Raw genomic sequence first — 20,623 nt, 5'->3', positions numbered from 1 at the left:
TTTCCGATTTGGACTATACTTTCAATGACCAGCAATTTCATAGAGGTGATTTTATTGAGACTGAAACAATTCTTTTCCTATTACAAACCGCATAAGCGATTATTCATGATCGATTTTTCAAGTGCGGTCATTGTGGCTATTCTGGAGCTTGCATTCCCGATCGCCGTCCAGTGGTTCATCGATGAACTGCTACCGGGAGATGACTGGAATACGATTGTTACGGTCAGTGCGCTTCTGCTCATCGTCTTCCTATTGTCCACATTCCTGCAATTCGTTGTAAGCTATCTCGGCCATAAACTCGGCATCAATATTGAGACCGATATGCGGGAAGAATTGTTCACCCATGTGCAGCGGCAGTCCTTCAAGTTTTTCGATAACACAAAAACCGGTCATATTATGAGCCGAATCACAACTGACTTATTTGATATCGGAGAACTCGCCCACCATGGACCGGAAGATTTCTTCATCGCCATCATGACATTCTTCGGTGCTTTCGGCATCATGTTCTGGATCAACCCACAGCTTGCCTTTGTGACACTGATCGTCATTCCGTTCCTGATCTGGCTCATCACGTTCAGCAATATTAAGATGAATAAGGCATGGACGGCGCTGTATGGCAAAGTGGCCGATGTCAATGCCCGGGTTGAAGACAGTGTATCGGGTGCGCGCGTCGTTCAGTCATTCACAAATGAAGACTTTGAAATTGAACGCTTCCAAGGCGACAACAGCTTGTTCCGCCGGGCGAAACTTGTTGCATACCGCGTTATGGCGGCAACTCATTCAAGCATCTACATGATGACCCGGCTGCTGACGCTTGTTGTTCTTGTCTACGGTGCCTGGCTCAGCTATCAGGGATCGCTGTCGTATGGAGAACTTGTCAGTTTCGTCCTTTACTTGAATGTCCTGATCAAGCCGATCGATAAGATTTCTGCACTCTTGGAACTTTATCCAAAAGGAATGGCCGGTTTCAATCGTTTTCGGGAGCTGATCGACCAGGAAACCGAAGTGCTGGACCGGAAAGACGCAGTCGATATCGGGAAACTCGAAGGTAATATCGCGTTCCGGGATGTATCCTTCGGCTACGATGAGCATAAACAAGTGCTGAATCATATCTCTTTAAATGTGAATGCCAACGAGACAGTTGCGTTCGTCGGTCCGTCAGGTGCAGGGAAAACGACCATTTGTTCTCTTATTCCACGTTTCTACGATGTCGATGAAGGTGCAATCACGATTGATGGTATTGATATCCGGGATATGACGAAAAAGTCACTGCGATCCCATATCGGTATCGTGCAGCAAGACGTCTTTCTCTTCACCGGTTCCATCAAGGAAAACATCGCTTACGGCAAACGCGGTGCGACAGACGATGAAATTTACGAGGCTGCCCGCCGTGCTCATTTAGAAGAATTCGTTTCCGCGCTGCCGCATGGCTATGAAACCCAGATTGGTGAGCGGGGCCTAAAACTGTCCGGCGGCCAAAAACAGCGGCTCGCCATCGCCCGGACATTCCTGAAGAACCCGCCGATCCTGATTCTGGATGAAGCAACATCCGCTTTGGATACAGAGACAGAACGCATTATTCAGCAGGCGCTGACTGAGTTGGCGGAGAATCGGACGACGCTGATCATTGCCCACCGCCTCGCCACTATTCGGGAAGCGGACCGGGTCGTCGTAGTCACGCCGGAAGGCATTGCGGAAGAAGGCGGGTATTCCGAGCTGATCGAACAGGACGGTATCTTTGCGAACCTGCACCGTATTCAATTCCAGCAATAGAAATAAGCTTTAGCAAACAACAACTAGTTTCCGCCAATAGAATTCGCTTTCCGCCAAATAGAACTCTTATGAAAAATAGATTAAGATCCACAACAATTTAAAAGCGCAGCGGCCTACGAAAGCCGTTGCGCTTTTCCCTTAAATATGGAGCACTGGCGCTTTTCTTTGTCCAGTCTTCAGCGCCTAGCCCCTCGAGGTCGCTTCGGTCCCGCTTCTGATGGCAAAATACGCCATCTTCAGCTGGCCCTCCAGCGCTTGTCGGGGCTTGCAAGGCGCTTGCGCTTTTCTTTGTCCAGTCTTCAGCGCCTAGCCCTTCGAGGTTGCTTCGGTCCCGCTTCTGATGGCAAAATACGCCATCTTCAGCTGGCCCTCCAGCGCTTGTCGGGGCTTGCAAGGCGCTTGCGCTTTTCTTATTTTCCAATTACAAATTCGGAAAACCGGTCATAGTCAATGGGACTCAATTCCGCTTTGATAATTGTTCCTTCTTCTTCGTATGAATTTCCGAGCACGGCTGCCCGGTCATTCAGATAAGCTGCGATATCTCCCCGGTCATATGGCACCATGAGCCGACATGTCACATAGTCAGCAAAGATATGTTTCCGAATGGTTTTAAGCAGCAGATCAAGCCCCGCTCCTTGCTTCGCAGAAATCCAAAGGCTATCACCGCTCGCTTTCGGGTACTCGATGTGTGCCTGGTCCGCTTTGTTATAGACGTAAACCACTGGCACATTCTCAACGCCGACCGACTGCAGTGTCGATTCAGTTACATCCACCATGTGGCGGTACTCCTCGTCCGATACATCAACGACATGCAAAAGTAGATCTGCATTCCGTGCTTCTTCCAATGTTGATCGGAAAGCCTGTACAAGATGGTGCGGGAGTTTTGACACAAAGCCGACAGTGTCCGACAGTAAAAACGATTTATTGTCCGGCAACGCAATTTGCCGTACAGATGTCTCAAGCGTAGCAAACAGCATATCTTTTTCAAATACCTGCTTTGCCTCTGCATGGCTGGTTTCATGCAGCAGCCCGTTCATGATAGTGGATTTCCCGGCATTCGTGTAACCGACGAGCGAGACAACCGGCACCGCATTCCGGGTTCGCCGCTTGCGTTGGGTCTCACGCTGGTCCCGGATCTGTTCCAGTTCTTTTCGGAGCCGGCTGATCTGGTCTTCAATTTTCCGGCGGTCGAGTTCCAGTTTTGTTTCACCGGCCCCTCTGGTGGCAGAGCTGCCGCTCGTACCGCCTCCGACCCGGCTGAGCGATGCCCGCATGCCGACCAGCCGGGGCAGCAAGTACTGAAGCTGCGCCAGTTCGACTTGCACTTGCGCTTCTCTCGTCTTTGCCCGCCTCGAGAAAATATCCAGAATAAGCATCGTCCGATCAATGACTTTACATTCAAGGATCTCTTCCAGGTTGCGGATTTGAGAAGGTGACAGTTCATCATTAAAGATAACGAGGTTCGCATCCATCTCCTCGTACAAATTCCGGATCTCTTCCGCTTTCCCTTTTCCGACGAAGTAAGCGGGATTCACCCGCTCCAAGCTTTGGCGGACTTCCCCGACTACATCAACATCACATGCTTCCGCTAAATTTCGAAGCTCTTCCATTTCATAATCAAAATGTATATCACTTTGCAGCTGAACGCCTGCAATAATCGCTTTTTCAATTAATTGTTCCATCATAACCGAGCCCTCCTTTCCTGATGTTTACCCACGAAAAAAGAAGGGCAAAACGCCCTTCTTCCGGTTTTTTCTTTTATCCATGGATTCAAGCCAGCATTACAGCTGGCGGAAGCCGCCTGTATTCACACGGATCAGCTCACAAAACTTTGGACTTTCTTCAATGGCATTGAAATTCACAACCGGTTGTTCAGGTGAGGTGACAGATACGGGAAACACGGTGTCTGCCGGAGGATTGACAACAAGTAACTTAACCGACGGCTGTGTGGCCTGCTTTCTTTTTCCGAATGCAGATAAAATAAAAGCAAAAAGCTGGTAAGTTGTAAATATTTTCTTTTTGGTTTTTTTGTGCGGTTACGGGACCAAATACCGCCCTTGTTCAAACATCATTTTCCGGGTCCCATTTTTAAAAACCACCTCTTCCAGCCGCTCCCGCTGATTGGTTGATTCGCGGAATTCCATCCGGCAATTCGGCAGCTGAAGCGAACCGCCCAGCAATCTTTTCCACCTTTCTTCTGCTGTAGCCGGTTCTTTGACACCGAATACGCATTTTTCGATATTCAATGCTTCGTTTTCAGGCAGAATTGTGCCATCTCTCCGCAGTTTTTCATACCGCGATGCATCCTCTTCTTCCCATTCAATGAAGAATGGAAACGGAAGTTCATCAGAAATTTCCTCTTTAATGAAAAGAAGCTGCCAACGGCGTGTAGCGCCTGACGCAGTCTGCCGTTCAGCCGGCATCACGCCGGTAGTTGTAAAGCCCGCTCTTTGCAGCCGCTGATCTGTTTCGTGTATATCATCTGTCCGCAGGCAGATCGTTCCGAATCCCACTTCGTCATGCAGCAGCAATTCCGTCAGGGGATGATTTGCCAGTTTTGCTGTCTCCTGCTCTTCTAATGAAAGCCATTCAACATAACTGGTTGCTGTATAAAGCAAGGCATTTTGCGTACCCCATTGCCGATGCCTCCCTCCGACAACGGCATGCAGCCCTTCTTTTTTCCATATTTTAACTGTATATTCCGGGTCTTTTCGTGTAAGATGAACAATATGGTCCAGCATCAGCACTTATCACCCTTCCTTGCCCGCCGTAAGCCACGGATAGAATGTATGATTTTACCCCATTTTCTGTTCCCGCAAACTCATTTTGGCATTCACAGCGTTTATGCTAAATCCGTCCAAGGGTATAGAAAATCAAGTTCCATACCACTTTTTAGAAGGAGGAAATTATGGACAATAAAAATCATTTTTCAAATCCCGTCTTTCTGATATCAGCTGCCGTCATTTTGCTGCTGGTTATACTGGGCGCCATCGCTCCTGAAGGATTCGGGATAATCGCAGGTCAGGCACTGGAATTCACAACTGTGAATTTTGGCTGGTTCTTCCTGCTGGCAGTATTTATTTTAGTCATTTTTCTCATTGCCCTGGCAATCAGCAGGTATGGAAGCATCCGGCTTGGAGGAGATGACGAACGACCTGAATTCCCATTATTCACATGGATCGGCATGCTATTCTCCGCCGGGTTCGGTGCAGGTCTCGTTTTTTGGGGGATCGCCGAACCAATGAGCCACTTCTACACCTCTCCCTTCCCTGACGGCAGTACACTTGATGAACCTGCTGCCCGGCTTGCGATGGCTTACTCCTTTTTCCACTGGGGTATAAGCCAATGGTCTGTGTTTGCGATTGTCGGTCTTGCTATCGGTTTTCTGCAATTCCGCAAAAAACAGAATGGACTCGTCTCCACTGCCCTGTCACCTGTCACGGGTAAAAATCCAGTGGTGCGCGGTACCATCGATTCACTCGCTGTTATTGCGACAGTCATGGGGGTCGCTACTTCAATCGGCCTTGGCGTCCTGCAGATGAGCGGCGGTCTGAATATCGTGTTCAATACAGGTGACTCGTTTTACGTTCAATTAGCGGTCATTGGCGCCATGTTTATCGGATACACTCTTTCAGCAACAACCGGGCTGGATAAAGGGATTGCTTATCTGAGTAACCTGAATCTGGGCCTGGTACTCCTACTGATGATATTTGTATTTTTTGCCGGTCCGACTGTTTTCATCCTGGAAACGTTCGTATTGGCGCTCGGGGATTATATCGCCAATTTCATTCAGTACAGTCTTCGCCTGACACCATATCAGGGAGGTACATGGGTCAGAGGCTGGACCATTTTCTACTGGGCTTGGGTAATCGCCTGGTCACCATTCGTCGGTGCATTCGTCGCCCGGGTATCCAGAGGCCGGACCATCCGTGAATTCATCGTTGGTGTGCTGATTGTCCCGCCGGCAATCGCCTGTGTGTGGATTGCTGTATTCGGCGGCACAGCTATCTGGTATGATTTGAACTTCTCAGCGGGAATTGCAGAAGCAGTTAATGAAGACTTAACAGCAGCATTGTTCCTGACATTCCAGGAGCTGCCGTTTGATACACTCACATCGATTCTGGCCATCCTGCTGATTTTCACGTTTCTGGTCACTTCTGCTGACTCGGCGACCTACATTCTCGCGAGCATGACAACATACGGCAGCCTGAACCCGTCGACGTTCTTTAAAGTAGTCTGGGGTGTATTGATAGCAGGAATCGCAGCAGTTCTGCTCCGCGCAGGCGGATTAGGAGCTCTCCAGACAGCATCTCTCGTCTCAGCACTCCCATTCACTGTTATACTCGTGCTGCTTATGGTTGCAATCATAAAAATGCTGCGAGATGAACCGCTGCCGATCCGGAAAACGGATCTTCGCCGGTTCAGGCGGATGGAGAAAGAAGCAAACCGGAAAGAAGCAAACCGGAAAGAAGCAAGCCAGAAAGAATCATAAACAAACACGGGAGACTGCCCTGTCTCCCGTGTTTTTTACTATTCTACACCTAAAACAGTTCTGGTATAATCAGGTAAAATGACGCTGGCAAAAGGGGCGGTGCAGATGTATGATATTTACCAGACAACACTTAAGGAACGGATAAAAGAAGTGATTTCAGATTGGTCCGGTAATAAACCGCCGATGGAAAAGACTGTTCACCGCTTTTTCCGTTCTCTCAAAGGCACTGCAGGAACGCTGGGAATGACAGGGATAGCGGAAACGGCTGAAAGACTGATGGGCCTCTATGCAGGCAATGTCCCAGACAGACTTGCTGATGAAGAGGTTCAGGCGCTGATCAGTCAGCTCCGGCTGCTGCTGACTGAGGATGCCTACGAACCCGTCCGGACAGATCCAAGCGAGCGGATGGAAGGTCAGGTTTTTGTGCTTCTGATCGATGCGGACCTTGAATTTGCCAACAGCATCAAGGAAATACTGGGAGCACAAAATATCCACGTGGTGGTTGCGCTGACTGCACGCAAAGGCTTGGACCTTTTTTATACGATCCGTCCGGATTTTGTTATGCTCAGTTTGGATCTTCCCGATATGGATGGCTTTATTGTTCTGGAAAAACTAGCCGCCCGTTCCCGGAAAAATTTCACGCCGATCGCTGCCCTGGCCGCCAATCCGCAAAAAACCGACAAAATCCGCGCCTACGAGCTTGGAGCAACAGACTTTATCAAAAAGCTGATCGATCCAGCCATTTTCCTTCCATACCTTTACAATCGTCTGGCTTACAGAAGTGAAATTCAACGGATGGTAATCATGGATGATTTGACTGGCGCCTATAATCGCCGTTATCTGACAAACGTCGTACCTGAATACATTACCGCATATCAGGACAGACGGACTGCTTCTGCTTTTGTGCTGCTGGATCTGGATAATTTCAAACAGGTCAACGATACATATGGCCATGCTGCAGGTGATACCGTACTCCGGGAATTTGCGAAATGTGTAAAAAGCTTGATCCGGGAGCAGGATGGATTGTTCCGCTTTGGCGGTGAAGAGTTCGCCCTTCTCCTGCCTTCCACCACTAAGGAAGCTGCCCGGGAAATCGTATTGCGTATCCGCACGGCATTTGCAAACTACCGGTTCACTGTCGGCACTGACACATTCTCTGTGACATTTTCTGCAGGGATAACTGAAACCTGTATGACTAACCTCCATGCCGAAAAACTGACAGACGAAGCAGACCAGGCATTGTATTACGCCAAAGATCAAGGACGCGATCGCATTTGCATTTATGATCCGGACATCATGAGTTCATCACATGGAAAAATACTGGAAATAATACTCTTGGCTGATAACCCGCTGATTCGTGCTATGCTCATAAAACAAGTAGCTGAGCAATGTTCCTTGAGTCATTACCTGATCCGGCCCCGGACGTTCAGGCACAAGAGCGAATTTTCGGATACCCGCGTATATCGGCCTGAGAGACGTTATTTGTTTTTGATCGACGGAGACACTATCAACATTGACTGCCTGCAAACAATCAAGCAACTTCGCTCAGTCTACCCAGCCGAACGGCTATTCATTTCTGTGCTATTCGAACGGTCCGCCGGTGCCCAGGTTGCCGCAGCACTTGAACATGGAGCGGATGATTATTTGCTTAAGCCATTCAAATCAGAGGATCTGACACGGCATATCAGTCGGCTTATGACCCATTAAGATACAGAAAAACCGCAGCCTTCACAGTAACGGGTTCCGTTTCCTATCGCAAACAACCGAAATGTATTGCAAATTGTATCATGCGATGTATTGAAATTTGTGAGGAAAATGCAGTGTAAGTTGTGGTGAATTAATGGGAAATAAGACGAAAACGCCTTCCATCTGGGAAGGCGTTTTATTGCACTGCTCATACATAATACGCTCGAACTCTTAAGTGAAAATTTTCCTGAAGCAAAAATATCTACACACAACAAATGCGCCTTCAGGTAAGAAGGCGCATCGTTAAACTTTCAATACTTCCTTATATCCTGTTATTGTAACCAGGAACCGCTTCGTAGTTATTACCTCTCGTACAGAGAGTAGGGCGAGTCCGATGAATTACTTCAGCTACTCGCCATTGAATGGGTATGAGACTTCTTCTCCTGAAGAGGTGGTGACGGCGAATTGTTCAGGATCGAACCCATTGATTTCAAAAGGAAGCGAGATGTGCCATACAGAAGAAGTGGCTGTGGTGGAATAGGAACGTCCGTCTTGACTAAAACTGACTTCAGCAACGTTGGAATCATGCGGCACATCACCCCACAGAAAAGTCTGGCCATTTAATACGAAAAATGCGAATGAATCGTTTCTCATTCCTTCTTCCTGGAGCGGCACATGTTGAGAAGAAGCGACGCGTTTCCATCCCAAAAGACTCTTTTCGAAGTAAGCGGAGCCAAGCAAGCCCTGATCTTCTGCGATTGCCACCACGCCATCTGCAAAGGGAACTTTCTCGATAAGCCCCCAACCTTCTAAATCCTCCTGATTCTTGACAGCTTTTTCGATGGTATTGTTCTGGTAGTAGCTGAAAACCACAAATAAGCCGATGACAAAAAATATCAATGAGAATGCAACCATTAGTCTTTTCATTAGTGCTTTCCCTCCTTGTTTTTTATCCCTTTACTTGCTTTAAACCACTTTGTTTTTATTCCTCATCCAACTTTAAAGTTACCTTAGTCTACCATAAATTTACTGATAATTGTATAAATACTGGCAACTCAAGCGGTGACCCCCAAGGTTTGACAAGCAAATCATTTAGCGCCGCCCTTAGTAGTGCTTTTTCAGTACTTCGACTTAAATGCAAACCTCAAAAGTTTCTTCCATTTCGGAAGGCTTTAAGTGCTGTTTAGTGATCAGCAATACGGTCGAACTGTTGATTAAACTACTACTCGATTCTCTATGTGCTCAATCATGCCTAATACCATTTTATAGGAAATAAGTGCACTAGAATTCGCACCATAATTTGCATTTGTTTTGTCTTTTTACAATAGCTGTTGTATAGAGACAAATAGGTATACAAAACAATATTTAAAAAGGAGTCGTAGCACTTCGAAAATCTTGACACACTAACAGAAAACGCCCTGCAACTTGGATTACAAGTTACAGGGCATTTTAGCGTGTATTTTAAAGTTTTGCGATAGGAAACGGAACCCCTTACCTTCACAGGCTGCGGTTTTTTACTTCTCTACATTCAACAGACGCATTGTCTCATCAAATTCTTTTTGGATTTCAGGATCTGGTTTGTAAGTGATAAGACTGACAATCCATGCGACCAAGAGACAGAAGATGAATCCGGGAATGATTTCATAAATACTGTTCGTGAATTCCGTATCGAATCCTTCCCAGACGATCACAGTGACAGCACCGACGATCATACCGCCCAGCGCGCCCCATGAAGTAAGCTTTCGCCAGAACAGCGCAAGTAGAATTACCGGGCCGAATGCAGCACCGAATCCTGCCCATGCATATGAAACGAGATCCAGAATAGTGGCATCCCGGTCCCAGCCAAGGTAGGCTGCAACGATGGAAACGAGCAGAACGCCAAGCCGGCCCAGATTCACATACTGACTGGCCGTTGACTCTTTCTTGAAGACGATCTTATATAAATCTTCCACCAGAGCTGAAGACGATACAAGCAACTGAGATGAAATTGTACTCATGATTGCTGCAAGGATCGCTGACAGCATGATCCCTGCGATGAACGGATGGAATAACAGCTGACCCATTCCAAGAAATACCGCTTCCGGGTCAGTCAATGTATTCTCTGGATTCTGCCGGAAAAAGGCAATCCCGACGAGCGCTGTGCCGACTGCACCGATCAGACAGAGAATCATCCAGCCCATGCCGATCCAGCGGGCTGTCTTGACTTCTTTCAACGTCTTAATCGCCATGAAGCGCACAATGATATGCGGCTGACCGAAATAACCAAGTCCCCAGGCTGCCGCAGAAATGATGCCGATCGCCGTGGCGCTTTCCGGCAAGAAATCCAGCAGACCAGGTTCAACTTCCCGGATGCTGGCAGCTGTTTCACCAAAGCCACCGGTAACGATTATACCGACGATTGGAACAAGAATCAGTGCAAGCAGCATGATCATACCCTGGACAAAGTCTGTATAGCTAACTGCAAGAAATCCGCCGAACAGTGTATAGGCCACAACGACAATGGATGTCAGGACCAGTCCCCAATGGTAATCGAGGCCAAACGATTCAAGGAAAAACAGCCCCCCTGCAACCATTCCTGAAGAAACATAGAACGTAAAAAAGATCAGAATGATGATCCCCGATACCACCCGGATCAGCCGCGACTTATCGCGAAGGCGATTTTCGAGAAAGCTCGGAATTGTAATGGAGTCTTCTGAAACATTTGAATAGACACGCAATCGCGGGGCGACAAACAGCCAGTTTAAGTAAGCACCGATCACAAGTCCGATCGCAATCCATACTTCAACAAGGCCACCAAGGTAAATCGCACCCGGCAATCCCAGCAGGAGCCACCCGGACATATCCGATGCCCCTGCACTGAGCGCCGCTACTGCAGGACCAAGCCCGCGGCCGCCAAGCATGTAATCGGATAAATCGGTTGTTTTCTTGTAAGCATACCAACCTATGTAGAGCATAGCGGCAAAATAAATAGCTAACGCAATAATCTGGTACGTAAACTCTGACATATTTTCTCCTCCTTTCTCCCTAGCTTACCATACATTTATGGCGGAATGGTGACAAATTCTGTTTCAGGCCCATGATTGACGGGAAAGTGGTGCTTAAGGAGGCGATTATGATGCCGTGGAGTAAAGAAGATTATCCGGATTCCTTTAAAAATCTGGATGAAGATGTCCGGAACAAGGCAATTGAAGTCGCGAATGCTTTATTGCGGGAAGGCTACGATGAAGGACGGGCCATCCCCATTGCCTTGGACACAGCAAAAGATTATGTACACAAAAACGAAGATCAGCCAGTCTATGAAGTCAAGTCGGCTGATGACGGTTGGCAACTGACGAAAAAAGGCAGTGACGATGTCATCATGTCAGAAAAAACGAAGGAAGACCTGCTTGATAAAGCCAAACATTACGTCACTGAACACGACGGTGAGCTCAAAATTTATAAAGGCAATGGTGAACTTGAAGATACATTATATGAGTGACGGAGTTCAGGCATACTCTCGACCACAGAGAGTATGCCTATTTTTTGACGTACTGAAGTGATTGATATAAGATAACTAAGTCCTACTAAAACTATAAGAAATAAAGGAGATACAGCGATATGAAAAAATCATCCATTTTATTCGTTTTGCTGCTGGGCATGATCTTGTTGCTGGCAGCGTGCGGCGCTGAAGAAGCCGGCGAATCCGCTGAAGGCGTTGCTGAAGAAGAAAACTTACTTACAGCCATTGAAGAAGAAGGTGTATTGCGAGTCGGTACAGAAGGAACGTACCCTCCATTCACATTCCATGATGAGTCCGGTGAACTAACTGGGTTTGACGTGGAAATCGCACGGGAAGTCGCTGATCGCCTTGGCGTTGAAGCGGAATTTATGGAAACCCAATGGGATGCCATGTTCGCAGGACTTGATGCCGGGCGTTTCGACATGGTCGCCAATCAGGTCGGCATCCGTGAAGACCGCTTGGAGCAGTATGACTTTTCCGATCCGTATATCACTTCGGCAGCTGTACTCGTGACACGTGCGGACGATACGGAACTCACAACATTTGAAGATCTTGAAGGAAAAACAACTGCCCAGTCACTGACAAGTAATTTTGCGGATATCGCCACTTCTTACGGTGCTGAAATTGAAGGCGTTGAAGGATTCAGCCAATCTGCTGAATTGCTTGTTTCCGGCCGGGTGGATGCACTCGTCAATGACCGGATCGCTGTTCTTGATTACTTACAACAGCGGCCTGATGCTGATATTCAGATTGCCGCTATCCATGAAGATGCTTCACAAAGCGGTCTGATGTTCCGTGAAGAAAATGAAGAACTTGTAGAAGCTGTAAACGAAGCGTTGGCCGCAATGATCGAAGACGGCACATATGAAGAAATATCTAAGAAATGGTTTGGCGAAAATGTTCTTGAGTAGTCTGTTCGCAGACCCTGAACGGAATCAGCGCCTGATCGATATCGCCCAATCCTCCCTCCTGCCTTTGCTGGAGGGAGCACTTTTATATACACTTCCATTAACGCTGATTGCGTTTACGCTCGGTCTGATTTTAGCAGTACTTACCGCATTGGCCCGGATTTCAACGATACAACCGCTTCAGATTATTGCACGCATTTATGTTTCAGCTATTCGCGGGACGCCATTGCTTGTACAGCTGTTCATTCTATTTTATGGTCTGCCGACATTGAATATCGAGATTGATCCATTTCCTGCTGCTGTTATCGGATTTTCATTGAACGTCGGCGCGTATGCTTCTGAAGTCATCCGGGCCGCTATTCTCTCCATACCGAAAGGACAATGGGAAGCAGCAGATACAATCGGTATGTCTTATACACAGGCGCTGCGACGGGTTATTCTTCCGCAGGCAGCACGGGTCTCGGTCCCGCCTTTATCAAATACCTTCATCTCGCTTGTGAAGGATACCTCGCTCGCTTCACTTATTCTTGTGACAGAAATGTTCAGGCGGGCACAGGAAATTGCGGCACGGACATATGAGTTTCTGCTCCTATACACGGAAGCAGCCCTCCTGTACTGGATAATCTGCTTTTTGCTGTCATTGGTACAGGGCCGGCTTGAAAACCGGTTTGACCGGTATGTATCCCGTTAATGATATGAACAGATCAGGAAAGCGAGGAGTTTGCGATGATAGCGATTCACAATCTGCATAAACAATTCGGTAAGCTGGAAGTGCTGAAAGGGATTGATCTGGACGTGCAGAAAGGCGGCACAACGGTCGTCATCGGTCCCTCCGGTTCAGGAAAAACGACGTTTCTCCGGTGTCTGAATATCCTGGAAACCCCTTCTGCCGGTTCTGTCACCATCGATGAACAGACCGTCGATTTCTCAAAGCCGCTCTCGAAAAAAAGTATTGCCGCATTCCGGAAGCAGTCTGCGATGGTATTTCAGCATTACAACCTGTTTCCTCACATGACAGCGCTCGAAAATGTCATGGAAGGACCAGCCACCGTTCAGAAAGTGCCAAAAGCACAGGCCCGGGAACGCGCAGTGCAATTGCTTGAGAAAGTCGGACTCGGTGCAAAACTGGATGAATACCCGTTCCAGTTATCCGGCGGCCAGCAGCAGCGCGTCGGGATTGCCCGTGCACTTGCACTGGAACCGAAAGTGATGCTATTTGATGAACCGACCTCTGCGCTCGACCCCGAACTGGTCGGCGAAGTGCTGCAGGTCATGAAGGATTTGGCTGCTGAAGGGATGACCATGATTGTCGTCACCCATGAAATGCGATTTGCCCGGGAAGCGGCAAATGAAGTGCTGTTCATGGATGGCGGTCACGTGATTGAACGCGGCCGGCCGGATGATATTTTCACTAATCCCACCGAGGAACGAACAAAGCAATTTCTGAACCTCATCCAGAATACGAATGCCATATGATAAAAACCCGTTTCGATTTTCGAAACGGGTTTTTTATGTAGAAACAGTTGCCTCCTGTTTCTCCTGATCCAATTGAAAGAGTGCCAGCGAAATGGCTTGCGCCGTCTTTTCCGCCATGCGAAGCACGAGTGACAGTCTAGTGCTGCCAAGCACCATATGTTCCATGTAGCCACTCACATTTACATTCCCTAAAATCCGCCAGTCCCCGGTCTCAGGCAGTTCTGCATTGAACGCTCCCGGTTTCAGCGGCTTGTTTTCCACACAGATCGTTTCCAGGCTGCCAATGCTGCACAAACAGGAATCCACTGCCACCAGCAGCGCGTCGGGATGCATTGTCTGAATGTCGTTCAGTATGCCGTGAAAATTGAGTGCGTGTACCGGGTCATGCAGACAGCCGTACACATGGACGCTTTCTCTTTTCCAGAGCTTTTTCATTTTTTTCAATTCGAGCCCAACGAATGGACCGAATGCATCACCTGTGGAACGGTCCGTGCCGATACAGAGAAATACAATCTCTCCCTGGCTCTCGAACATCTCCTTAAATTGTTCTTTCAGGAGATGGGTTGCCTGCTCGTCCTCCAGATGTACGCGCATGTCTTCACCCGCCCTCTATTTTGAATTCCGCTGACAGGGTTACTGTTTCTTCGATGCTTTAATCCGGTAATGCGGACCCGCTTCCCGCTTAGGGAATACTTCAATCATTTCTTCCTGCAGGCCAGGCACTCCCGGCACTTCTTCGCCAGCCAATTCTTCCGGCGGTATATCTCCTTCCTGCGGTTCCAACAGCCGTGAATCATAATTATCCATAATCTCCTGCAATTGTTCTGCAGTGCTTATGTTTCGATCGCTGCTGACTTTTGTCAACAGTCGCTGTGTTTCTTCTTCTGTCAGCTCCACATAGCCGACTTTCACCCGTTCAATTGCCATTCTGGTGTCCTCCATTTTCATAAACAGTTTCTTTTTTTATACCCGTCGCCACTGGGGGGATAAACCTGACTGCCGGCTTCAGCGCATTCAAAAAAGCCTGCCCGCAGGCAGACTTTGAAATTTACAGAGTCAGATTAACTGAGCCACCTATGCAAAAACAGGTTTTACAATAAGTCCTGCGGCCATTTTATTTTTTGAACCAGCCTTTTTCCTTAAAGCGTGAAATCGCTTCAATGCGGTTGCCGACATCCAGTTTATCCAGGATTGTTGAAATGTAATTGCGGACCGTGCCGGTCGTTAGAAATAGCTCTTCGGCGATCTCTTTCGTGTTCTTCCCTTCCGCAATCAGTTCAAGCACCTGGTTTTCCCGCTCAGTCAGCGGATTATTGCTCGTACTGTACGCAAGATCGATGAGCTCCGGTGCATAAGCGCGCCGGCCATTCACCACACCGCGTATTGAACTTGCCAATTCTTCGCTCGGGCTGTCTTTCAGTAAATACCCTTTAACACCGGCTTTCCGGGCCCGCTCGAAGTATCCCGGACGTGCAAATGTCGTCAGAATGATAATATGCACCGGAAGTTCCTGCATGGCTTCTGCTGCATCCAATCCGCTCATGATCGGCATTTCTATATCCATAATGCAGACGTCCGGTTTTTGCTGCTTTACGAGTGCAAGCGCCTCTTCACCGTTATGTGCCTGCCCGACCACTTCCATGTCATCTTCCATGCTCAAAAGTGTACCCAGCGCGCCAAGCATCATGCGCTGGTCTTCTGCAAGTACAATCCGGATCATGCCGACCCCTCCCCTGCCGAATGTAAAATAACGCTCGGCACACGGATTTTCACCACGGTACCGTTAATCGATTCCATCTCCATACTGCCATTGATGAATTCCAGCCGCTCCCTCATCCCTGCCAGTCCATTGCCTGTCGATGAAAGTGTGCTTTCCGGAATGCCCGTTCCGTCATCCTGTACCGTCAGCAGCAGCTCTTTTTTTGTCTGCCGGATAAAGACGATACATGTTTCTGCACCGCTGTGTTTTACTACGTTCGTGACCGCCTCTTTCAGGCACATGCTCAAGACGTTTTCCACAAGCAGTGGAATCCGGACCGACTTTAAATCGCCTTTGAACAGGAAGTTAATGCCCGCCGCTTCAAGTAGCTGCTGCACTCTTGCCAGTTCCTCCGGCAGTTTCGTTCCGCGCATTTCCGATACGAGTTCCCGTACTTCTTTCAGCGCCGTGCGGGCAGTTTGCTGAATATCCTTCAGCTCTTTTTTGGCAGATTCCGCATTCCGGTCCACCAGCTTTCCCGCCAGATCGCTTTTCAATCCGATCAATGACAGCTTTTGGCCAAGTGTATCATGCAGATCGCGGGCAATCCGTTGCCGTTCTTCCATGATGATCAGTTCAGAAATCCGTTTATTGGCATCTTCCAATTGTCCCTCCAGCTTCTGCCGCTTCTGGCGGGTATAAGAATTAAACGGCACAAGAATTACACCGATCACTGATACAAGCAAAAAGGGCAGTTGGGATATGAATAACTCATAGTGCAGGAAAAAGCCAAAAATGATAGCTGCTATTGTTGTGCCGACATGAATGCCATACATGATAAAAAAACCGGTATTACTGCGGATACTGCCAATAACAAATGCCAGAAACAAAGAAAAGTACACATAACCGAAAACAAGCGTCATTCCAATATTGATTACCATTTCCACGCTTACCCAAAAATAAACCCGCCAGCCGCCCCTTCGGTCAAATGACAACCAATATGCGATAAAAAACAGAATCAGCATGCTAATGCCATATACAATTTCCAGAGCTGAAACTTTTCGGAAAATGAAAAAGAAAGGTAAAATACAAAAAGCGATCCAGGCATAGATGCTCAGCCATGGATTTTTAGGAAAAATATGATACCAGCTCTGCATGATGACCTCCCTCTCTGCCGCCTCTTTTTCTTCAGTATACCTGTTGCAGCCAAAAGAAAAAACCATCCGGGGGGATGGCTTTTTCATAGTAGCTCTTATTTCTGCAGTCCCGAATTCATCCGCTTCGCAGTTTTCGCTTCGTCCAGCTGCTGTTGAATGTCACGGAATGTTACAAATGATTTGTTTTTTGCATCATATACTTTATAACGCAATGACTGCAGGCTGGATTTGATTGTAATCGTCGTCGCCTTCTGCAGCGGCGGCACATTGGAATGGGCTTTTTCAAGGTTATAGTTCGGAACACGCGGGCTTAAGTGATGGACGTGGTGGAATCCGATATTCCCGGTTACCCACTGCAGTACTTTCGGCAGCTGATAATAAGAACTGCCTTCTACTGCTGCTTTCACATAATCCCATTCACTCTCGTCTTCAAAATACGAATCTTCGAATGTGTGCTGGATGTAGAACAACCAGATACCAAGTGCGCCTGCTGTGAACATGACCGTACCTTGGATAAGCAGGAATGCCTGCCAGCCGATCAGCAGAATCATCAGCGTATACAGAACAACGAGTGAAACATTGATCAGGTATGTGTTATTCCGTTCTTTTTTACGTGCATCTTTGCGGTTAAAGCGGCCTGCAATCAAGACAAGAAATAATGGGCCGAATCCGAACATGACGAGCGGATTGCGGTACAAACGGTATTTCAGCCGTTCCATTTTTGATGCTTCCACATATTCCTCGATTGTCATGACCCAGATGTCGCCGACTCCGCGTTTATCGAGATTACTGCTGGTCGCATGGTGGATCGCATGCTCGCGTTTCCATTTTTCATATGGAAATAACGTCAGGATGCCGGTAATCGTTCCGACTACTGCATTCGCTTTTTTGTTTTTAAAGAACGAGCCATGTGTACAGTCATGGAAAATGATGAACATCCGGATAACAAATCCGGCTGCAATGATTGACAGTCCGACAGTCAGCCAGACGGACACGGACAGTGCCTGATACGCTAAGATCCACAACAGAATAAATGGCACTACCGTATTAACGATTTGCATGATGCTTGCCCGCAGATCCGATTTTTCAAAAGGGGAAACGGACTTTCTGAGCTGCTTTGTTTGCTCTTTGCTCACTTGGTTCTCCTCCTTAGCCGGCAGTTTTTTTGCCCGCCGATCTCTTGTATCCCTTATACTATAGAAATAATTGAATGCACAACAGACACAAGTGTCATTATGATACATGACACTTGTCATATCTTTTCTTTTTCTTTTTCTTTTTCCGTTGTATACTGATAGAAATCAGAAAATTCAGGAGGAGGTTCTTGCATGGATAGCTTGGTTGGAATCATTCCTGCAGTAATGGCGCTCTCCATACCTATTGTCGCAATCCTTACTTCACATCAGAGAAGCCTCGAGAAGATGAAACACGACCGCCTCAAGGATGAATTGGAACTGGAACGGCTGAAGCAGATTAATTATGTGACAGAAACAGACAAACTGAGACTGGAACTCGAACAAATGAGACTTGAAGATTCAAAAAAACATGATTCCCTGCTCCTCAAATAAAGACAGCTCAGAAGCCAACGTTTCTGGGCTGTCTTTTTATCGTTATCGGTTTGCCGTTCTCTTCACTGTTTCAGCCAGCACAAGCGCTCCTGTATAGAGCGCTTCCCGGTTGAATGTCATATTCGGATGATGCAATCCCGGACCAAGATCAGCACCGACGCCGACCATGGCCGCTTTGATTCCGGGATTGCGTATGGTATAGAAGTGGAAATCATCGCCTCCCGGTGTGACCACTTCCTCCGCCAGCATATTTTTCCCGACAGACGCCTCAACAGCTGCACGCGTCAGTGCTGCCGCTTCGCTGCTGACTTCTGCGGCAGGTATGTAATCATCCCATTCGGCGGTGATGTCAACACCGTATAACGCACCGATCCCCCGCAGGCCTTCTTCAATGCGGTCACGCAGTTTCTCAAGAACTTCATTGGACTGTGCTCGCGCATCAACAGCGAAAGAAGCAGTGCCCGGAATGATATTCACGCTGTCACCGCCGGCATGCAGATTGGTAAGCTTCGCGGAATAAGGTTCGAACGGTGAAAAATAAATCGATTTGATGAATTGGTGAATCGCAAAAAGTGCATCCACCGCGTTCGCGCCCTGATGCGGCCGCGCGCCGTGCGCATCTTCCCCGGTGATTTTCCCCCGCAGGAAGACACCGGCACCATGATGGATCGCCGGTGCCACTTTGCCGAGCGGCAGTTCTTCCTGCGGACGCAAATGGACGCCGTATAAATGAGTCACGCCATCCGCCGCTCCCCGCTCAATCGCGGCCAAGGCTCCGTTGCCTTTTTCTTCAGCCGGCTGAAAGATGAACCGGACCTTGCGCGTGAGCGGTACATCCATCAGCAGCGCAAGCGCGCCAAGCACCATCGCCATATTCGCATCATGACCACAGGAATGATTCGCCTGGTATACACCATCCACTTCCTGCCATAATGCATCCATATCCGCACGCAGGGCGATCACTTCATCTCCTGTCCCCATTTCAGCCACAAGGCCCGGGATATCTCCAAACAGTTTATAAGAAATGCCGAACTCGTCCATGATCTCAGCTAATTTTCTGGTCGTCTCTGTTTCCTTAAAGCTGATCTCGGGGTGTGCATGGAAATGTTCAAACCATTCATCTATCCGTTTCGCTATCATTGTTGTCACCCTTCGGCACCTCCGCAGACCGCCGTACTGACAGTCAATTTTTTCAGCTGCTTTTCGTTCACTTCCACGCCCAGTCCCGGTCGGTCCGACAGATGAACGAACGGGAGTCCGTAACGCAGATTGCCAATCTCTTCTGTAAACAAGAGCGGGCCTGTCAGCTCTGTGCTTTCGATGTTCTTTCGGGAAATGGCTACATGATAACCTGCTGCTGAACCGATGGATGACTCGACCATCGAACCGATTTGACAAGTGATGCCTGCAGCCTCTGCCGTCTTTGACATGGCCATAGCCGGGAAAATACCGCCGCATTTCATTAACTTGATATTCACAGAATCAGCCGCCCGCTGACCGATGATTTCCAAGAGATCATGCATGGTCTGCAACGTTTCATCCGCCATGATGGGGACAGACGTTTTTGTACGGATTTCTGCAAGCCCCCGAATATCCCCCTGGCGAATCGGCTGCTCCACCCAGGCAATATTCGCTGCTTCAAGCTGCCGGATGGCAGCAGCGGCAACTCCTGTTGTTTTCCACCCCTGATTGACATCCACCCGGATTGGGAAATCAGGACCGATTGCCTGCCGGACCGCCAGAATACGTTCCACATCCTCCTGTGGTTTACCTTGTCCCACTTTAAGTTTCAGCGACGCATAGCCGGCTTCCTGTGCCTGCTGTGCTTTTTTCGCCATAACAGCCGGTGCTTCAATGCTAAGCACTTTCGGATAAGTGAGCTCTTCTTTCGCTTTTCCGCCAATGAGATTGTATACCGGCTGGCCTGTCGCTTTTCCCATCAGGTCATAACAGGCGATATCAATAGCCGCTTTTGCAGCCGGATTGCCTCCAAGCAGTGAATCCATTTTATGATGGATCATTTCGATAGCGAACGGGCTCATGCCCATCAGGCCAGGCAGAAGCACCTCTCTCAGCACTGTGAACGCCGCCGAGTAATACTCACCTGTTACATGTTCATCCGGCACGGCTTCTCCATATCCGGTCAGGCCGCTGTCGGTCTCGAGCTGCAGAACGACTGCAGGCATATCAGGATATGTCGCGTATGAAATGATAAATGGTTCCCGAAGCGGATACTTTACTGCATATAGTACTGCGCGTGTGATTCGCATTCCGTCCCCTCCTTTAAGGATTATTTTATCATACGCGTTCAGCTGTATGAGACGACTAGGTAAGAGAAAGTTGGAAGCTTCTTATTTCAATGCGG

The 20,623-nt window shown here is 48.2% G+C and carries 19 protein-coding genes; 8 read left to right on the top strand and 11 right to left on the bottom strand.

The window, feature by feature from the left end; all coding sequences use genetic code 11:
• The first annotated feature begins 105 nt into the window (after positions 1-105).
• Entirely contained in the window at positions 106-1,773 is a 1,668-nt protein-coding gene (locus tag B0X71_RS02265) for an ABC transporter ATP-binding protein (protein WP_232336829.1), read from the top strand.
• A 410-nt stretch (positions 1,774-2,183) separates the two neighbouring features.
• Here the strand turns inward: B0X71_RS02265 and hflX are convergent, their stop codons facing one another.
• Together hflX and B0X71_RS02245 are read right to left on the bottom strand one after the other, a co-directional pair.
• Positions 2,184-3,455 carry a GTPase HflX gene (gene hflX / locus B0X71_RS02255; RefSeq protein ID WP_077590868.1) on the bottom strand — a complete coding sequence of 424 codons (1,272 nt, stop codon included), beginning with the start codon at positions 3,453-3,455 and terminating at the stop codon, positions 2,184-2,186.
• Positions 3,456-3,809: 354 nt separating this feature from the next.
• Complete coding sequence (locus B0X71_RS02245; RefSeq protein ID WP_232336828.1) at positions 3,810-4,514, bottom strand: VOC family protein; 705 nt, start codon at positions 4,512-4,514, stop codon at positions 3,810-3,812.
• A gap of 167 nt (positions 4,515-4,681) precedes the next feature.
• On the opposite strand from B0X71_RS02245, the gene B0X71_RS02240 reads away from it, so the two are divergent.
• Both B0X71_RS02240 and B0X71_RS02235 read left to right on the top strand, forming a co-directional pair.
• Positions 4,682-6,265: a BCCT family transporter gene (locus B0X71_RS02240; RefSeq protein ID WP_077587928.1), complete on the top strand. Its 1,584-nt coding sequence runs from the start codon at positions 4,682-4,684 to the stop codon at positions 6,263-6,265.
• A gap of 105 nt (positions 6,266-6,370) precedes the next feature.
• A complete protein-coding gene (locus B0X71_RS02235; RefSeq protein ID WP_198038671.1) occupies positions 6,371-7,972 on the top strand; it encodes a diguanylate cyclase in 1,602 nt (533 codons plus the stop codon).
• A gap of 387 nt (positions 7,973-8,359) precedes the next feature.
• Here the strand turns inward: B0X71_RS02235 and B0X71_RS02230 are convergent, their stop codons facing one another.
• Positions 8,360-8,878, bottom strand: coding sequence for a hypothetical protein (locus B0X71_RS02230; RefSeq protein WP_077587926.1), 519 nt, complete (start codon positions 8,876-8,878; stop codon positions 8,360-8,362).
• Positions 8,879-9,465: 587 nt separating this feature from the next.
• Entirely contained in the window at positions 9,466-10,956 is a 1,491-nt protein-coding gene (putP, locus tag B0X71_RS02225) for a sodium/proline symporter PutP (protein WP_077587925.1), read from the bottom strand.
• Positions 10,957-11,066: 110 nt separating this feature from the next.
• Between putP and B0X71_RS02220 the strand changes: the two genes are divergently transcribed.
• The 4 genes from B0X71_RS02220 (at position 11,067) to B0X71_RS02205 (ending at position 13,834) form a co-directional block, all read left to right on the top strand.
• On the top strand, positions 11,067-11,429 hold the full coding sequence (locus B0X71_RS02220) for a DUF2188 domain-containing protein (RefSeq protein ID WP_077587924.1): 363 nt from the start codon (positions 11,067-11,069) through the stop codon (positions 11,427-11,429).
• Between the two features lie 119 nt (positions 11,430-11,548).
• Positions 11,549-12,361: an amino acid ABC transporter substrate-binding protein gene (locus tag B0X71_RS02215; protein WP_077587923.1), complete on the top strand. Its 813-nt coding sequence runs from the start codon at positions 11,549-11,551 to the stop codon at positions 12,359-12,361.
• On the top strand, positions 12,348-13,049 hold the full coding sequence (locus tag B0X71_RS02210) for an amino acid ABC transporter permease (protein WP_077587922.1): 702 nt from the start codon (positions 12,348-12,350) through the stop codon (positions 13,047-13,049). The genes B0X71_RS02215 and B0X71_RS02210 overlap by 14 nt, the downstream gene beginning before the upstream one ends.
• A 35-nt stretch (positions 13,050-13,084) precedes the next feature.
• The gene (locus B0X71_RS02205; RefSeq protein ID WP_077587921.1) at positions 13,085-13,834 is read left to right on the top strand and encodes an amino acid ABC transporter ATP-binding protein; all 750 of its coding nucleotides are present in this window, start codon (positions 13,085-13,087) and stop codon (positions 13,832-13,834) included.
• 33 nt (positions 13,835-13,867) lie between these two features.
• On the opposite strand, the gene yyaC is transcribed toward B0X71_RS02205, so the two are convergent.
• From yyaC to B0X71_RS02180, 5 genes are all read right to left on the bottom strand, one after another.
• Positions 13,868-14,428, bottom strand: a complete 561-nt coding sequence (gene yyaC / locus B0X71_RS02200) for a spore protease YyaC (protein ID WP_077587920.1) — start codon at positions 14,426-14,428, stop codon at positions 13,868-13,870.
• Between the two features lie 39 nt (positions 14,429-14,467).
• Positions 14,468-14,761: a hypothetical protein gene (locus B0X71_RS02195; protein WP_077587919.1), complete on the bottom strand. Its 294-nt coding sequence runs from the start codon at positions 14,759-14,761 to the stop codon at positions 14,468-14,470.
• A gap of 187 nt (positions 14,762-14,948) precedes the next feature.
• The gene (locus B0X71_RS02190) at positions 14,949-15,554 is read right to left on the bottom strand and encodes a response regulator transcription factor (protein WP_077587918.1); all 606 of its coding nucleotides are present in this window, start codon (positions 15,552-15,554) and stop codon (positions 14,949-14,951) included.
• Positions 15,551-16,690, bottom strand: coding sequence for a sensor histidine kinase (locus B0X71_RS02185; protein WP_077587917.1), 1,140 nt, complete (start codon positions 16,688-16,690; stop codon positions 15,551-15,553). The genes B0X71_RS02190 and B0X71_RS02185 overlap by 4 nt, the downstream gene beginning before the upstream one ends.
• 95 nt (positions 16,691-16,785) lie before the next feature.
• A complete protein-coding gene (locus tag B0X71_RS02180) occupies positions 16,786-17,826 on the bottom strand; it encodes a Delta(5) desaturase DesA (RefSeq protein ID WP_077587916.1) in 1,041 nt (346 codons plus the stop codon).
• Positions 17,827-18,018: 192 nt separating this feature from the next.
• On the opposite strand from B0X71_RS02180, the gene B0X71_RS02175 reads away from it, so the two are divergent.
• Complete coding sequence (locus B0X71_RS02175; protein ID WP_156889776.1) at positions 18,019-18,258, top strand: hypothetical protein; 240 nt, start codon at positions 18,019-18,021, stop codon at positions 18,256-18,258.
• A 42-nt stretch (positions 18,259-18,300) separates the two neighbouring features.
• On the opposite strand, the gene B0X71_RS02170 is transcribed toward B0X71_RS02175, so the two are convergent.
• Complete coding sequence (locus tag B0X71_RS02170) at positions 18,301-19,398, bottom strand: amidohydrolase (protein ID WP_077590865.1); 1,098 nt, start codon at positions 19,396-19,398, stop codon at positions 18,301-18,303.
• 5 nt (positions 19,399-19,403) lie between these two features.
• Positions 19,404-20,528 carry a mandelate racemase/muconate lactonizing enzyme family protein gene (locus B0X71_RS02165; RefSeq protein WP_077587915.1) on the bottom strand — a complete coding sequence of 375 codons (1,125 nt, stop codon included), beginning with the start codon at positions 20,526-20,528 and terminating at the stop codon, positions 19,404-19,406.
• Positions 20,529-20,623 lie beyond the last annotated feature (95 nt).

This window comes from Planococcus lenghuensis (assembly GCF_001999905.1).
Taxonomy (GTDB): domain Bacteria; phylum Bacillota; class Bacilli; order Bacillales_A; family Planococcaceae; genus Indiicoccus; species Indiicoccus lenghuensis.
Note: the sequence above shows the minus strand (reverse complement) of the source record. Positions and strands in the feature narration are given on the sequence as shown.

Bases quoted from the DNA above. Each gene is read 5' to 3' on its own strand.
- B0X71_RS02195 (WP_077587919.1), bottom strand. From the start codon at position 14,761: ATGGCAATTGAACGGGTGAAAGTCGGCTATGTGGAGCTGACAGAAGAA.
- putP (WP_077587925.1), bottom strand. From the start codon at position 10,956: ATGTCAGAGTTTACGTACCAGATTATTGCGTTAGCTATTTATTTTGCC.
- B0X71_RS02210 (WP_077587922.1), top strand. From the start codon at position 12,348: ATGTTCTTGAGTAGTCTGTTCGCAGACCCTGAACGGAATCAGCGCCTG.
- B0X71_RS02245 (WP_232336828.1), bottom strand. From the start codon at position 4,514: ATGCTGGACCATATTGTTCATCTTACACGAAAAGACCCGGAATATACA.
- B0X71_RS02185 (WP_077587917.1), bottom strand. From the start codon at position 16,690: ATGCAGAGCTGGTATCATATTTTTCCTAAAAATCCATGGCTGAGCATC.
- hflX (WP_077590868.1), bottom strand. From the start codon at position 3,455: ATGGAACAATTAATTGAAAAAGCGATTATTGCAGGCGTTCAGCTGCAA.
- B0X71_RS02240 (WP_077587928.1), top strand. From the start codon at position 4,682: ATGGACAATAAAAATCATTTTTCAAATCCCGTCTTTCTGATATCAGCT.
- B0X71_RS02215 (WP_077587923.1), top strand. From the start codon at position 11,549: ATGAAAAAATCATCCATTTTATTCGTTTTGCTGCTGGGCATGATCTTG.
- B0X71_RS02165 (WP_077587915.1), bottom strand. From the start codon at position 20,528: ATGCGAATCACACGCGCAGTACTATATGCAGTAAAGTATCCGCTTCGG.
- B0X71_RS02170 (WP_077590865.1), bottom strand. From the start codon at position 19,398: ATGATAGCGAAACGGATAGATGAATGGTTTGAACATTTCCATGCACAC.
- B0X71_RS02190 (WP_077587918.1), bottom strand. From the start codon at position 15,554: ATGATCCGGATTGTACTTGCAGAAGACCAGCGCATGATGCTTGGCGCG.
- B0X71_RS02220 (WP_077587924.1), top strand. From the start codon at position 11,067: ATGCCGTGGAGTAAAGAAGATTATCCGGATTCCTTTAAAAATCTGGAT.
- B0X71_RS02235 (WP_198038671.1), top strand. From the start codon at position 6,371: ATGTATGATATTTACCAGACAACACTTAAGGAACGGATAAAAGAAGTG.
- B0X71_RS02175 (WP_156889776.1), top strand. From the start codon at position 18,019: ATGGATAGCTTGGTTGGAATCATTCCTGCAGTAATGGCGCTCTCCATA.
- yyaC (WP_077587920.1), bottom strand. From the start codon at position 14,428: ATGCGCGTACATCTGGAGGACGAGCAGGCAACCCATCTCCTGAAAGAA.
- B0X71_RS02205 (WP_077587921.1), top strand. From the start codon at position 13,085: ATGATAGCGATTCACAATCTGCATAAACAATTCGGTAAGCTGGAAGTG.
- B0X71_RS02230 (WP_077587926.1), bottom strand. From the start codon at position 8,878: ATGAAAAGACTAATGGTTGCATTCTCATTGATATTTTTTGTCATCGGC.
- B0X71_RS02265 (WP_232336829.1), top strand. From the start codon at position 106: ATGATCGATTTTTCAAGTGCGGTCATTGTGGCTATTCTGGAGCTTGCA.